Here is a 13,468-nt window from a genome sequence, read left to right as displayed (position 1 = left end):
TGTAAAAAAGGCCTAATACTAAGTTAGGCCTTTTTTGTGCTTATAATTTGGTTTCGAGTTCAGCAACTGTCACCATGATTTTCAATATTTTACCATCACGGTAGAGCTCAAATTCAATTTCTTTACCAGGTTCCGTGTTCCCAATTTTTTCAAGAACTTGCTGTGGGTTAGCGACCGATAAACCGGCGATCTTAATCACAATATCTTGCTCTTTAATACCCGCTTGCCAGGCAGGGCCTAGGGGATCGAGGTTATTAATACGCATTCCAGTGACGGGGGTGTAGTTGTCACTCACATCTTTACCCGTGCTATCAACAGCTGTACCCGTAAAGCCAAGATAGCCTCTGACAACTCGGCCGTGTTTAATCAGTTTGTCCATAATATCCTTCGCCAGTGAGTAGGGCACTGCAAAGAAAATACCTTGTATATCTAAATTTTCACGGGTTTTAAATTGTGCAGAAGTAATACCGACTAAGTCACCCCGAGAATTAACTAATGCGCCACCGGAGTTACCCACGTTTATCGCAGCGTCCATCTGGAGCAAGTTATTGTAAGGACTATCTGTAATTTTTTGTTTTCCTGTTGCACTGATAATACCTTGAGTAATTGTTTGCCCTAAATTAAGTGGATTACCAATCGCTAAAACAACATCACCAACGCGAGGCTTGAAGTCATCATTAATCGGGATAACAGGTAAATGATCAGAATTGATCTTTAATAAGGCCAAGTCAGTGATTGTATCAAAGCCAATTAACTGAACATCATAGAAGCGACGACCATCAGTTAAGATAACAATGATTTGATCGGCATTATTAATGACATGGTAGTTCGTTAAAATATACCCGTCTTGCGACATGATTACACCAGAGCCAAGCTCTTGAATGGTATTTTGTCGCTTGTAACGAGGTTGATTACTGATGCTCTCTGAAAAAATAGTCACTACCGAAGGCGCTGCACGATGGACTGCGTCCGCAAAACTCATATGTTGAGTGGATATTGCATCCGGTAGGCTGACATTCGGAAACAGCGCCGCGCGCATCGTAGGACTGAGCAAAACGACTAAAAAGGCAATGCCTAAGCCTGTGAAAAGTGGTGGAAGAATAAATTTTAAAAGTTTAAGCACAGTATTCTTATTATCAGTGAGCAATCCCTTAATGATGGCACAAAAAAAATAACAGCGGCAAGCACCACTGTTATTTTTTCATGATTAATCAATTAAGTTTATTGGATAAGAACAAAAATAAGCTCTCTTCCACGTTTTACACCTAGGACAATATTGCCTTGGGTGTTTTCAATAATCTTGTGCATATCTCGGATATTCTCAACGCGTTGTCGGTTGACTTGCATGATCACATCTCCCTCTTCCAAGCCTACTCGTGCTGCTGGTGAGCGAGCTTCTACCGAGGTAACCTCTACGCCTTTACCATCACTTTTTTGCGTGTTTTCAAGGGTTGCGCCTTGGAAAGCAGGGTGGGTTTCTTCGCCAGCGGACACTGAGCTTGCTGCACCATCTAAGGTAACGCTCACTGTTTTAACTTTACCATCACGATAAATGCCCAGTTTGACTTTTTTACCTTCACCTAGGGTAGCTATCTTACTGCGCAGTTCATGAAAACCACTGATCTCGCTACCATCAACACTAATAATGACATCACCAGCCTTTATGCCTGCTTTACTCGCTGCGGTATCATCCATTACTTGCATCACATAAGCACCTTGTTTCACATCGAGCTTTTGCGCTTTAGCAAGGCCTGCATCAAGTGGACGACCTGAAATACCTAGTGAGCCACGTCGAACCTCACCGTGCTCAATAATTTGGTCAACAAGGTTTTTCATCATGGTTGATGGAATGGCAAAACCAATACCTACGTTACCGCCTGAGGCGCCTAAAATAGCCGTATTGATACCAATTAGTTCACCGTTTAGGTTAACTAAGGCGCCGCCAGAGTTACCTTGGTTAATAGCAGCATCGGTTTGAATAAAGTCTTCATAGCCTTCTATATTTAAACCGCTGCGGCCAAGGGCACTGACGATACCTGATGTCACGGTGTGACTTAAACCAAATGGATTACCAATCGCAACGGCAAAGTCACCCACACGAAGTTTATCCGAATCGGCAATCTTCAGGGCTGTTAAGTCTTCGGCATCAATTTGCAGCAATGCGACATCAGACTCTTTATCACTACCGATTTTTGTTGCTTCATACTCACGACCGTCCTCTAACGTGACGACCATTTTTTCTGCGTCTTCGATCACATGGTTGTTGGTGACTACATAACCCTCTTTTGCATCAATGATTACACCTGACCCAAGACCGCTAAACTGGCGTTTTTGGCTACCACCTCGGGGGACACCAAAAAAGTCATCAAAGGGTGTTGCACGGCGGCGTACTTCTTTTGAGCCAGAAACTTGGATACTGACAACCCCAGGGGTGATCTGTTCAAGCATAGGCGCTAAGGTAGGTAACTGTTGACCATTAACTGCAATAGGAAGTTTTGCAGTTGCAATCGCCGGACTCAATAATAAGCTTGACGATAAAAGGGCAGCACTAATAACAGATAATTTCATTTTCATAGTCTGGGTTTACTCCACTTCAGAGATTTCAGAGTTAAAGCAAATGAGGCGTGTTAATTTTTGATGTTAACTCGCCCAAAAAGAAAAAGGCTGCGTAAGCAGCCCTTTTCTTGGTTTAGATATAAAGCTGTTATACCTAAAGACTATGGGGTCAAAAAAAAGTTCATCAAGAGGCTTTAGAATGTTCTGAAACTTTATTTTCACCGGCAAACAAGCCACTCTCACCAACAACGTAGTCAGCTGGCTGAGCCTCGGCGTTTGAGCGATCGCTGCTGCGATCTTTTAATGAGTTTTGTAGCTGCTCAGTGGTTTCTTTCGAAAAGAAAGGCTCAGCAGGGTGCTGCTTCTTATCAGCAAGTAATAACTTATTTGTTTCTTCAACATGGTTAAGCAATTGGTCATAGTTATCCTTCATTTTAGATACTAGTTTACCTGTGCTTGCGAGATGATCAGCAACATCTTGGCGATATTGCTCAAGTGCATTGTTGGCTTGTTCAACTTGCTCTTCTAATTCGTCTTGTTTAAATTGCTTTTTAGTTACAAATGCGCCAATGAAGAATGCCGAGATTGCAACAATGATTAAAATACCTATCCAGGTAATAGTACCCATAAACCTACCCCTTTGGGAAAAATAACAAAAACTATGCTGTTGAAGCCTTTATAGTCCAATCTATATTAAAAAAAGCTTAATGTGATTGTGAAATCATACTGCGGGTTAATATACCCTGAGATACGATGCGTGTTAATATACTGTGCAAATTTAACTGTGTTTTATTGTAACGACCTATGACTCCTTGGCAAAAATACCAACAAGATTTACAGCGAGAAGACTTTGTACATGATGCAGCGCAAGAAAATGCAGTGCGCCATTTGCAAAGACTCTATGATGACCTAACGGCAGACAAACCCGCCGCGAAGGGATGGTTTGCCAAACTATTCTCTAAAGATAGCACGCCTAGCATAAAAGGGCTGTATTTTTGGGGCGGAGTGGGCAGAGGTAAGACCTATTTAGTTGATACGTTTTACGAAGCTTTACCCACCGAACGTAAAATGCGTGTGCACTTTCACCGTTTTATGCATCGCGTGCATGATGAGCTTAAAAAGTTAAAAAACACCCGTAATCCATTGAACGTTGTTGCCGATATCTTTAAGTCCGAAACAGACATTATCTGTTTCGATGAGTTCTTTGTACAAGATATTACCGATGCAATGCTGCTAGGTGGTTTGATGGAAGCATTATTTGAACGCGGCATTGTGCTCGTTGCGACGTCAAACATTGTGCCTGATGAGCTGTATCGTAACGGTTTACAACGGGCCCGTTTTTTACCAGCGATTGAGTTGGTAAAAGCGAATACCGAAATCGTCAATGTTGATTCTGGCATTGATTACCGATTACGTACACTAGAGCAGGCTGAGATTTTCCATAGCCCGCTTGATAAGCAGGCTGATGAAAATTTATTTGAATATTTCGATAAATTGTCGCCTGAGCCAGGTGTGCTTGATAAGGCAATTGAAATTGAAGGGCGGATGATCAAAACCCGTAAAGTTTCAGACTGTATTGCCATGTTTGAGTTTAGTGAACTGTGCGAAACAGCTCGCAGTCAAGTCGATTATATGGAAATAAGCCGACTTTATAATACGGTGATTTTGTCGAACGTAAAAGCACTTGGTCAGGCTAATGATGATGCGGCACGTCGTTTTATCGCCTTAGTGGATGAATTTTATGAGCGTCATGTAACCCTGATTATCTCCGCTGAAAAGCCAATAACCGAGCTGTATAGCGAGGGAAATTTAAATTTTGAATTTAAGCGTTGCATTAGCCGATTACAAGAAATGCAATCGCTCGAATATTTAGCAAAAGAGCATTTGGCATAAAGCTGTTGGCGCAATTTCTTTCTTTGAAATGTGCCTGACAAGCCTAGCGGCTATGCTTTATTTTTTAGAATAAAAAACGACCATCATATAGCAATGTGGTTTAAGTGCTGGTATACTCCCGCGTCTGCCACGTTGCGTTCTATTGCCTGATATTAGTTTAGCCTCTAATTGATGGCTCAAAGTCTTAAACTCGAAGGGGTTAAAGCATTCAACTTAGAGCGGTAATTAATGATAATTACCTGTGGTTTTAAATAAGAAAACATTGGATTTTAATAAATGAAAACGTTTGTTGCTAAGCCAGAAACAGTAAAACGTGACTGGTACGTAGTTGACGCTGAAGGTAAAACTTTAGGTCGCATCGCTACTGAAATCGCTCGTCGCCTACGCGGTAAGCATAAAGCTGAGTACACTCCTCACGTAGATACTGGTGATTACATCATCGTTATCAACGCAGAGAAAGTGACTGTTACTGGTAATAAAGCAAAAGACAAAATGTACCACGCTCATACTGGTTTCCCAGGTGGTCTTAAGTCTACTACTTTCGACAAGCTTCAAGCTGCAAAGCCTGAAATGATTATCGAAAAAGCTGTTAAAGGCATGTTGCCACGTGGTCCTTTAGGCCGCGCAATGTACCGTAAACTTAAAGTTTACGCGGGTACTGAGCACAACCATGCTGCACAACAGCCTCAGGTTCTAGACATTTAAGGAGCACTATCATGGCAAATCAATACTACGGTACAGGTCGTCGTAAAAGTTCAAGTGCTCGCGTATTCTTACGCCCAGGCACTGGTAACATCGTAATCAACAAGCGCTCTCTAGAAGAGTACTTTGGTCGTGAGACTGCTCGCATGGTTGTTCGTCAAGCATTAGAGCACGTAGAAATGACTGAAAAGTTTGACCTACACATCACTGTTTCAGGTGGTGGTACTACTGGTCAAGCTGGTGCTATCCGTCACGGTATCACTCGTGCACTTATGGAGTTTGACGAGTCACTACGTCCTACACTTCGTAAAGCAGGTTTCGTTACACGTGATGCACGTAAAGTTGAGCGTAAGAAAGTGGGTCTTAAGAAAGCACGTAAGCGTCCACAATTCTCAAAACGTTAATATTTACGTTTATCAGAATACCAAAAACCCAGCTTCGGCTGGGTTTTTTGTTTTCGTGTAAAAAGTGTATTGATTTATTCAGCCGCCACGGTTAACTCACAAACCATATTCTCATTCCTCACTTTAAATGGCTGACTCTCAATTCGTTATAGAGGGGGAGCAAAATCAAGCATCCTTTACGCACAGATGTTTCTTTTTTTCGCTCGATATTTAACCGCTCTTAGTAATTCCTACGTATTACAGTAAAAAAACTTCATGATTTAGCAAAATTAGCTTAAATCCATCAGTTAATTGATGAATTTTTTTGCTACAATTGGAGGGCAAGTAATGTGAGTGAGTTCAACAACAGCTAATACAGAATTCTGTTTCCTCTTAGTGAGGTTGATCTTGGTCAGTATATTGTTTTTTTATATGCGTTATCATAAATAGCGGCTTCATACTCGAGCTAACCCAAATTAATAAAGTATTAAAACGGGTTTATTCAAGCATGAGACTGTGAATAACCTTGTTTTAATCAAGGCTTTTAATTATGATCGCGTCTATTTTGAAATTTCTAAAAATTAACCTGCTGTAACTGATGTTCTCAATATGGCAAGTGTTGGGAATCATAGTGGAGATAAGTGGATGAGCAATGCGCCTGTAGACAATGGCCGACGTCGCTTTTTAACCATAGCTACCTCTGTTGTTGGTGGTGTTGGTGCGGCTGGGGCTGCTGTTCCTTTTATTGCGTCTTGGAATCCAAGTGAGCGAGCTAAATCTGCGGGTGCGCCTGTAGAAGTAGATATCAGCAAGCTTGAGTCAGGACAATTAATACGTGTCGAGTGGCGTGGTAAGCCTGTATGGGTTATATCACGTACCCCGAGAATGCTTGAACAGATGAAAGAGCATGAAGGTCAACTTCGTGATCCTGCATCTGAAGAGCCTCAACAACCTGAATCATCAACCAATGAATACCGTTCACAACGACCAGAGATTTTCGTTGCTGTGGGTATTTGTACACACTTAGGTTGTTCTCCGAGCTTCTTACAAGGTGGCTTTGGTGAAAAAGTAGAGGGCACAGATGACGGTTTCTTCTGTCCGTGTCATGGTTCTAAATTTGATATGGCTGGTCGTGTATTCCAATCTGTACCTGCGCCATTAAATCTAGAAATCCCTCCGTACACCTTCATTGATGACACGACTATCTTAGTCGGTGAAGAAGAAGGAGTGGCATAATGTTTGGTAAAATTATTGGTTGGATCGACGATCGTATTCCAATGACACGTGTTTGGAACATGCATATCGCACAGTATCCAGCACCAAAAAACTTTAACTTCTGGTACTTCTTTGGCTCATTAGCCATGTTAGTACTTGTTAACCAAATCGTAACGGGTATTTGGTTAACAATGAACTTCGTGCCGTCTGCTGAGGGTGCTTTCGCATCGGTAGAATACATCATGCGTGATGTTGAATACGGCTGGTTACTTCGTTACCTTCACTCAACAGGTGCTTCAGCGTTCTTTATCGTTGTTTATCTGCACATGTTCCGTGGCATGATCTACGGCTCTTACCAAAAACCACGTGAGTTACTGTGGTTATTCGGTATGTTCATCTTCTTAGCACTTATGGCTGAAGCTTTCATGGGTTACTTACTTCCTTGGGGACAAATGTCTTTCTGGGGCGCACAGGTAATCATTTCACTATTCGGTGCGATTCCGGTTATTGGTGATGACTTAACGCTTTGGATCCGTGGTGACTACGTAATCTCTGGTGCAACGCTTAACCGCTTCTTCGCGCTTCACGTAATTGCGTTACCTTTAGTTATCGTTATTTTAGTATTCTTACACATTGTTGCACTCCACGAAGTGGGTTCAAACAACCCAGATGGTGTTGAAATCAAGCGTAAGAAAGGTTCTGTTGCTGAAGAAGATAAACCTAAATTCAAATTCCACGAGTATTACACCAACAAGAAAGACATTGTTGATGCAATCCCGTTCCACCCTTACTACACAGTAAAAGATATTGTGGGTGTGGTTGGTTTCTTAATCTTATTCTGTTGGGTTGTATTCTTTATGCCTGCGATGAATGGTTTCTTCTTAGAAGCGCCAAACTTCGAAGCTGCGAACCCACTGAAAACACCTGAGCACATTTTCCCTGTTTGGTACTTCACGCCATTCTATGCGATTCTGCGTGCTATCCCAGATAAACTAATTGGTGTTATCGCGATGGGTGCATCTATCGTAGTGCTTGCGTTACTACCTTGGATTGACCGTGGTTCGGTTCGCTCTATTCGTTATCGTTGTGGCTTACACAAGTTAAACATTGCTCAATTCGTGGTAACTTTCATTATCTTGGGTTGGGTTGGTGCAACACCACAAACTGATTTCAAAACGCTGTTATCACAAATCACGACTGTGACATACTTCATGTTCTTCGTATTGTTATTTGTTTACAGTAAGAATGAGAAAACTAAGCCATTACCAACGAGGTTGACGAAATGATGAAAAAGCTAATTATCGGTTTATTCGCATTGTTGCCATCGTTGACAATGGCAGCAGGTCCTTCGGTTCCGTTAATGGATGCGAACATTGACCTAAAAGACAATGCGTCTTTACAACGTGGTGCTAAATTGTTCATGAACTACTGTCTTGGTTGTCACCAAATGCAGTATCAGCGTTATGAACGTACGTTCCGCGATATCGGTATTCCTACTGAAATTGGTCAAGAACAACTTATTTTTGACGGTTCAAAAGTAGGTAGCCATATCAAAAACGCGATCGGTAAAGAAGATGCTGCTAAGTGGTTTGGTGCTGCGCCACCAGACTTAACACTTGTAGCACGTGTTCGTGGAACTGACTGGATTTATACATATCTGAAGTCGTTCTATAAAGACGAATCACGTCCGTTTGGCGTAAATAATATTGTTTTCCCATCGGTAGGTATGCCTCATGTTCTTCAAGAGCTGCAGGGTTTACCAACACCAATCACTGAAGAAGTCGAAGAACATGGTCATACTGTGACTAAAGTTGTTGGCACTGAAACAGATGGTACCGGTGAAATGAGTGACGATGAGTACGACCGTGCTGCTCGTGACTTAACTAACTTCTTGGCTTATGTTGGCGAACCGTCACGTTTAGAGTCAGAAGCGTTAGGTCTTAAGGTAATTGGTTTCCTAGTGATTCTATTTATCTTGGCATTCATGCTGAAGAAAGAATACTGGAGAGATGTTCACTAATCCTGGGCATGTTGAAAGGTAATTTTGTGATAGGGGCTTAAGCCCCTATTGCTGTTTTTGTAATATAATGGAGGTAGGCATGGCCGTAGCTGCCAATAAGCGCCCTGTAATGACCCTGTTTTCTGGTGCTAACTGTATGTATAGCCATCAAGTACGTATTGTACTTGCTGAAAAAGGTGTAAGTGTTGACATTCACCTGGCTGAAAAGGATAACCTGCCAGAAGCACTTCATGAAATTAACCCTTACGGTACAGTACCCACACTGATCGATCGTGAGCTTGGTTTATATCAGGCAAACATCATCATGGAATACCTTGATGAACGTTTTCCTCATCCTCCACTAATGCCAGTTTATCCGGTTATGCGTGGCCGTAGTCGTCTAATGATGCATCGCATTGATACTGACTGGTATAGCTTAGCTAACAAAATCTCAAGCGGTAGCAGTGAAGCAGCTCAAGCGCGTAAAGAGCTGACAGAAGCATTACTTGCAATTGCTCCTATCTTCTCTGAAGCGCCTTACTTCATGAGTGAAGAGTTCAGCCTAGTTGATTGTTACTTAGCGCCACTACTTTGGCGTTTACCAGAACTTGGTATAGAGCTTACTGGTGCAGGCGCGAAAGAGCTTAAAGAATACATGTTGCGTTTATTTGAGCGCGAATCATTCCAAGCTTCACTAACTGAAGCTGAGCGTGAGATCCGTTTATAATGACGCCTAATCGTCCTTATTTACTACGCGCTTTCTTTGATTGGATTGTTGATAATCAGTGCACACCGCATTTAGTTGTGAACGCTGATTTTCCTGCTGTACAAGTGCCAACTCAGTTTGTTCAAGACGGCCAGATCGTTTTAAACATTAGCCCATCGGCAGTTACAAATTTTGCTATGGATAACCAACAGCTAAGCTTTAATGCACGCTTTGGTGGACAGCCTATGCAAGTATACGTACCCATGGGCGCTGTACTCGCAATTTACGCACGTGAGAATGGTGAAGGGACTGTATTTACTGCAGAAGAATTCATCGAGGACGAAGAAGAGTTTGCTCCGGTATTAGAAAGTGTTGAAACACCTGACGATATTACGCCAGATGATGAGCCGCCGACTAAACCAGAGAAGAAAAAAGGGTCTCACTTACGAGTGATTAAATAACCTTTCAGACTTACAAAAAACCCGCTTCGTAGCGGGTTTTTTATTATTAGTGGTAAAAGTTATAGGTATTCGAATACCTTAATGACTCGTTCAACACCTGAAACATTACGTGCCACTTCAACGGCTAAATTAGCTTCTGTATTGCTCACTAAGCCCATTAAAAAGACTTCGCCATTCTCTGTAACCACTTTTATATTATTGCTACTGATGTTCTCTGTGGTGAGTAATTGCGTTTTTACTTTTGATGTTAGCCATGAGTCGTGAGTTTGCGTGCTCATACCAATATTTGAGCTTATACGAATTTGGTTATGAATTTTACGTATGCCATCCACGCCTTCGATAGCACGTTGTGCTTCGTTTTTCATTTCTTGGTTAGCAACTTGCCCAATCATCAGTACAATGCCATTCACACTGATTACATTGACATTGGCAAACTTGTGTAGGCGCTCATTTTCACTTATAGCAATAGAGCTTTTAATTTCAATGTTGTTGTCATCAATTTGTGAGCCTATTGTACGGCGATCATTGGCTGAGGTAACAGCACCTGCTGTGCCAGCAACGACTGCTGCAGCGCAACCCTGTAGAAGTAATACGGTACTTATGACAATAAGAGACTGTTTAAACATTGTTTTCTTCCTGTGGGAATAAGGTTAAATCAATAAGCTCACCTAAGCAGTGTAAATTAACGAGATGAGATTCAACAATTCGACTTGGGCGTTTTGAAGGGACGCGGATCTCTACATCGTTAGGGCCTAATAAACCAACTAATTCTCCGCCATCATCACCGACTAATACAATGACTTTCATATCGCGGGTTAGCGCAGCCTCTACAGCAGAAATAATTTGTTTCTCATTGCCATTCACTGCAATAGCGAGTAATAAGTCACCTTCTTGAGCAAAAGCGCGAATTTGTCTCGCAAAAGCTTCATGTTCATCGTTATGATTGCTTTGGCCAAGGTTAACTTGCTCTTGTGCAAGCGCAACAGCGGGTAGGCAAGGGCGTTCAGTTTCATAAAAGTTAATCAGTAAGCCTGCCATATGTTGTGCAAGCATATGACAGCTGGCGGTACCGCAGCAAAGTAACTTATTTCCATTTATAAGACTTTGGGCAATGGTAAATGCTGCAGACTCAAGAGCACTTGGCAAAACTTCACCAGCGGCTATTTGGACTTGAATATTTTCGGTAAAAATCTTTTTAATAGTTTCTTGCATAACCTACCAATAAGGCTTGTTGGCCTTTGATGTTAATATACATTTCTAAACCAGTTTATTTCACTATCTTGTTCACCTGTTATGGCGACGTAATCAATGCGCATACGCTGGTTGGGTAATTTTTTATCTGCAAGGTAATGGGCGATAGTTCGCCTAAGCCGTTGCTGCTTTTGTTGGCTAAGCGCATAATTTGCGCCACCACGAAGTTTGTTCTTTCTAAACTTCACTTCGACAAATACGAGTGTATTGCCTTCTCGCATAATGAGATCAAGCTCACCATATTGGCATAAGTAATTACACTCAATGGTTTTTAAGCCGTGCTGCTTCAGGTAGCTTTCGGCTTGCTTTTCATAATATAAACCTTTCTCGCGGCTATTTTGCCATAACTCTTTGAACCACGACATGACCTCATCCTTGAATCTTATTGGCTATTCTGCAGAGCTAATTCCTGAAGCTGACTGCATGAATAACGGTATAGGTTGCTCAGTTGCTAAATCAACAGCAATAATTTGTTTATTCTTATATTGCGCCCAATCTAAAGAACGTGTGACATGGCCATTGCTGGCAATGCTCAACTCGCCGCTGATACCATTAAAGCGCTTGCCTGCAACCATACTCAATTGTTTTACGCTTCCTAGCATACTGGTTGCATCATAGGTCATCGCAAATAAACGCTGGTTAATATCGGCATTTTCAGGCCAAAGGCGCTCATATTGCTGACGCAAGTTATGTTGCTTTATTTGACCTTCGAGCATCCAAGGGAGTTCCGTGAAATAAAGGCCATCTAGGTCACCTTTGTCAGTTCTATCTATTTGCTTACTATGACTTTTTGAACTAGCGTAAAGCGGAATACGTTCAGCAAAAGTACTGACATTAACATCTAAGTAAGGCTTAATTAGGCGTGTCTCAGTTGCATCTCCAAGAATATAGATAACATCCACATCGCTACGCGATCGCGTTTCGCTCTCAACCTCTTGCCTAAATAATGACTTAACTACTTTAATGCGCTCTTTACTTTGGTCTACTTCTAATAAGCCTGTAATAGTTTTAGGCATATCATCTTTACTAGCGTAAAAGCCAACTTGTGGTTTAACCTCACTATAGCGTTGCCACTGCTGGTTGAAGTATTCAACTAAGCGTTGGCCATTACTATTATTTGGTGCCAGCAGCATAGGTTTTTGGTAACCCGCTGTTAAAAAGCGCTCAAGTGCTTGTTGCACTTCATGTTCAGGGTTTAAAGCAAAGAAAAAGTGCTGTTGAGACACTCGTTCACCATCAAACGTATTTAGGTGCATAACAGGGTAATCAATAAGTGTTTGCGCTGTGCTTAATTTTTCAATATTGCTTTTGAGTAAAGGGCCAATAACAAAATCGGCTTTAAATTCACTGAGTTTTAGGGCAATTTCTGCCGCTGACAGCGATTCGTCTATAAATAAGGTTTCTTCTAGCGGATTGTTATCAAGTGCAGCGAGTACTCCTGCTTTGAGTGCATCGCCTAAACGTTCATTCGCGCCTGACTGTGGAATAAGCACCGCTAAACGGTTGACATTAAGAGGCTCAACTTGCACAAGCTCAGTGACTTTCTTAGGTAAAACCTCTGCGGCAGGGTGACCTGGATAGCGTCGCATCCAGTTGTTCATCGCTTGATGCAATTCAACCGGCGCCCCTAAATATACTTGATGATAAAGCGCTAAATTAACCCAACCTTGTTGCACAACAGAACCGCGGTTAAAGCGCTCTAGTGCATACGATGAAAGCTGAGTAAGGCTATGCCATAAATCCTGATTTAAATTTGCAACGCTAAAGTTGTTATCATTACTAATTGTTGAAGCCGCAAAATAATAGGGCATGGCTTGTTTTGGCAAACCTTGTGATGCGTAAACTCGACCCGTTAAATACTGATGCCAAGCCTTATGTTCAGGCAGACTTAGCTCAGGCTCAAGTACTCGTAGTTGCTCAAGTGCAAGATCGCTTTTACCTTGCTGCTCTTGTGCTAACGCAATATAAAGCTTGTTTTGAATTTGGTCTACGCTGGGAGTTGCTTCAAGCTCTAAACAGATATTTTCTAAAAGAGACCAACGCTCTTCACTAATCGCTGCATCTCGGGCTGTATAAAGTAGTTGGATTTTATCAGCACCTTGGCGATTAAGTGCCGTTTGATACATAGATTGTGCGTCGGTTAATTGTGACAGAGCACTACTCGATTGGCTCGATGGATTTTCTGTACTATTTGATGGTTTTTCGGTTGTGCTACAAGCCGATAACCCTGACAATACAATTAATAGACTAACAAGTTTAAGTCGCACAATGATTTCCCAATACGTTAACGCGATTTGCTTAT

Annotated in this window: 15 protein-coding genes; 8 read left to right on the top strand and 7 right to left on the bottom strand. The window is 41.8% G+C overall.

The window, feature by feature from the left end; genetic code table 11:
• Positions 1–40: 40 nt before the first annotated feature.
• The 3 genes from L3V41_RS04735 to L3V41_RS04725 all read right to left on the bottom strand — a co-directional run bounded on the left by L3V41_RS04735 (position 41) and on the right by L3V41_RS04725 (position 3,184).
• Positions 41–1,123 (bottom strand): trypsin-like peptidase domain-containing protein, encoded by a 1,083-nt coding sequence (locus L3V41_RS04735; protein WP_062568570.1) that lies wholly within the window; start codon positions 1,121–1,123, stop codon positions 41–43.
• Between the two features lie 98 nt (positions 1,124–1,221).
• Positions 1,222–2,574, bottom strand: coding sequence for a Do family serine endopeptidase (locus L3V41_RS04730; protein WP_062568571.1), 1,353 nt, complete (start codon positions 2,572–2,574; stop codon positions 1,222–1,224).
• A gap of 166 nt (positions 2,575–2,740) precedes the next feature.
• A complete protein-coding gene (locus L3V41_RS04725) occupies positions 2,741–3,184 on the bottom strand; it encodes a YhcB family protein (RefSeq protein WP_062568572.1) in 444 nt (147 codons plus the stop codon).
• Between the two features lie 176 nt (positions 3,185–3,360).
• On the opposite strand from L3V41_RS04725, the gene zapE reads away from it, so the two are divergent.
• The 8 genes from zapE to L3V41_RS04685 all read left to right on the top strand — a co-directional run bounded on the left by zapE (position 3,361) and on the right by L3V41_RS04685 (position 9,915).
• Positions 3,361–4,449: a cell division protein ZapE gene (gene zapE / locus L3V41_RS04720; protein WP_193987850.1), complete on the top strand. Its 1,089-nt coding sequence runs from the start codon at positions 3,361–3,363 to the stop codon at positions 4,447–4,449.
• A gap of 276 nt (positions 4,450–4,725) precedes the next feature.
• Positions 4,726–5,154 carry a 50S ribosomal protein L13 gene (gene rplM / locus L3V41_RS04715; RefSeq protein WP_062568574.1) on the top strand — a complete coding sequence of 143 codons (429 nt, stop codon included), beginning with the start codon at positions 4,726–4,728 and terminating at the stop codon, positions 5,152–5,154.
• A gap of 8 nt (positions 5,155–5,162) precedes the next feature.
• Positions 5,163–5,555 carry a 30S ribosomal protein S9 gene (gene rpsI / locus L3V41_RS04710; RefSeq protein ID WP_095209788.1) on the top strand — a complete coding sequence of 131 codons (393 nt, stop codon included), beginning with the start codon at positions 5,163–5,165 and terminating at the stop codon, positions 5,553–5,555.
• A gap of 624 nt (positions 5,556–6,179) precedes the next feature.
• A complete protein-coding gene (gene petA / locus L3V41_RS04705) occupies positions 6,180–6,770 on the top strand; it encodes a ubiquinol-cytochrome c reductase iron-sulfur subunit (protein WP_062568575.1) in 591 nt (196 codons plus the stop codon).
• The gene (locus tag L3V41_RS04700) at positions 6,770–8,035 is read left to right on the top strand and encodes a cytochrome b N-terminal domain-containing protein (protein WP_062568576.1); all 1,266 of its coding nucleotides are present in this window, start codon (positions 6,770–6,772) and stop codon (positions 8,033–8,035) included. Before petA ends, L3V41_RS04700 begins: the two co-directional genes overlap by 1 nt.
• Positions 8,032–8,769 (top strand): cytochrome c1, encoded by a 738-nt coding sequence (locus tag L3V41_RS04695; RefSeq protein ID WP_062568577.1) that lies wholly within the window; start codon positions 8,032–8,034, stop codon positions 8,767–8,769. The genes L3V41_RS04700 and L3V41_RS04695 overlap by 4 nt, the downstream gene beginning before the upstream one ends.
• Before the next feature lie 79 nt (positions 8,770–8,848).
• Complete coding sequence (gene sspA, locus L3V41_RS04690) at positions 8,849–9,475, top strand: stringent starvation protein SspA (protein WP_062568578.1); 627 nt, start codon at positions 8,849–8,851, stop codon at positions 9,473–9,475.
• Positions 9,475–9,915: a ClpXP protease specificity-enhancing factor gene (locus L3V41_RS04685; RefSeq protein ID WP_062568579.1), complete on the top strand. Its 441-nt coding sequence runs from the start codon at positions 9,475–9,477 to the stop codon at positions 9,913–9,915. Before sspA ends, L3V41_RS04685 begins: the two co-directional genes overlap by 1 nt.
• Before the next feature lie 59 nt (positions 9,916–9,974).
• Here the strand turns inward: L3V41_RS04685 and dolP are convergent, their stop codons facing one another.
• From dolP to L3V41_RS04665, 4 genes are read right to left on the bottom strand one after another with little or no spacing between them, the layout of a single operon-like run.
• The gene (gene dolP / locus L3V41_RS04680) at positions 9,975–10,541 is read right to left on the bottom strand and encodes a division/outer membrane stress-associated lipid-binding lipoprotein (RefSeq protein WP_062568580.1); all 567 of its coding nucleotides are present in this window, start codon (positions 10,539–10,541) and stop codon (positions 9,975–9,977) included.
• Positions 10,534–11,127 (bottom strand): SIS domain-containing protein, encoded by a 594-nt coding sequence (locus tag L3V41_RS04675; RefSeq protein ID WP_062568581.1) that lies wholly within the window; start codon positions 11,125–11,127, stop codon positions 10,534–10,536. The genes dolP and L3V41_RS04675 overlap by 8 nt, the downstream gene beginning before the upstream one ends.
• Before the next feature lie 32 nt (positions 11,128–11,159).
• A complete protein-coding gene (locus tag L3V41_RS04670) occupies positions 11,160–11,531 on the bottom strand; it encodes a YraN family protein (RefSeq protein ID WP_062568582.1) in 372 nt (123 codons plus the stop codon).
• A gap of 24 nt (positions 11,532–11,555) precedes the next feature.
• Positions 11,556–13,433, bottom strand: coding sequence for a penicillin-binding protein activator (locus L3V41_RS04665; protein WP_062568583.1), 1,878 nt, complete (start codon positions 13,431–13,433; stop codon positions 11,556–11,558).
• Positions 13,434–13,468: the final 35 nt, after the last annotated feature.

Source organism: Pseudoalteromonas sp. L21 (genome assembly GCF_021728035.1).
Taxonomy (GTDB): Bacteria; Pseudomonadota; Gammaproteobacteria; order Enterobacterales; family Alteromonadaceae; genus Pseudoalteromonas; species Pseudoalteromonas arabiensis.
This window is presented reverse-complemented; position numbering and strand designations above follow the sequence as displayed.

Excerpts from the sequence above, each read along its gene's own strand:
- L3V41_RS04730 (WP_062568571.1), bottom strand. The coding sequence starts at position 2,574 with ATGAAAATGAAATTATCTGTTATTAGTGCTGCCCTTTTATCGTCAAGC.
- L3V41_RS04725 (WP_062568572.1), bottom strand. The coding sequence starts at position 3,184 with ATGGGTACTATTACCTGGATAGGTATTTTAATCATTGTTGCAATCTCG.
- zapE (WP_193987850.1), top strand. The coding sequence starts at position 3,361 with ATGACTCCTTGGCAAAAATACCAACAAGATTTACAGCGAGAAGACTTT.
- rplM (WP_062568574.1), top strand. The coding sequence starts at position 4,726 with ATGAAAACGTTTGTTGCTAAGCCAGAAACAGTAAAACGTGACTGGTAC.
- petA (WP_062568575.1), top strand. The coding sequence starts at position 6,180 with ATGAGCAATGCGCCTGTAGACAATGGCCGACGTCGCTTTTTAACCATA.
- L3V41_RS04700 (WP_062568576.1), top strand. The coding sequence starts at position 6,770 with ATGTTTGGTAAAATTATTGGTTGGATCGACGATCGTATTCCAATGACA.
- L3V41_RS04695 (WP_062568577.1), top strand. The coding sequence starts at position 8,032 with ATGATGAAAAAGCTAATTATCGGTTTATTCGCATTGTTGCCATCGTTG.
- sspA (WP_062568578.1), top strand. The coding sequence starts at position 8,849 with ATGGCCGTAGCTGCCAATAAGCGCCCTGTAATGACCCTGTTTTCTGGT.
- L3V41_RS04685 (WP_062568579.1), top strand. The coding sequence starts at position 9,475 with ATGACGCCTAATCGTCCTTATTTACTACGCGCTTTCTTTGATTGGATT.
- dolP (WP_062568580.1), bottom strand. The coding sequence starts at position 10,541 with ATGTTTAAACAGTCTCTTATTGTCATAAGTACCGTATTACTTCTACAG.
- L3V41_RS04675 (WP_062568581.1), bottom strand. The coding sequence starts at position 11,127 with ATGCAAGAAACTATTAAAAAGATTTTTACCGAAAATATTCAAGTCCAA.
- L3V41_RS04670 (WP_062568582.1), bottom strand. The coding sequence starts at position 11,531 with ATGTCGTGGTTCAAAGAGTTATGGCAAAATAGCCGCGAGAAAGGTTTA.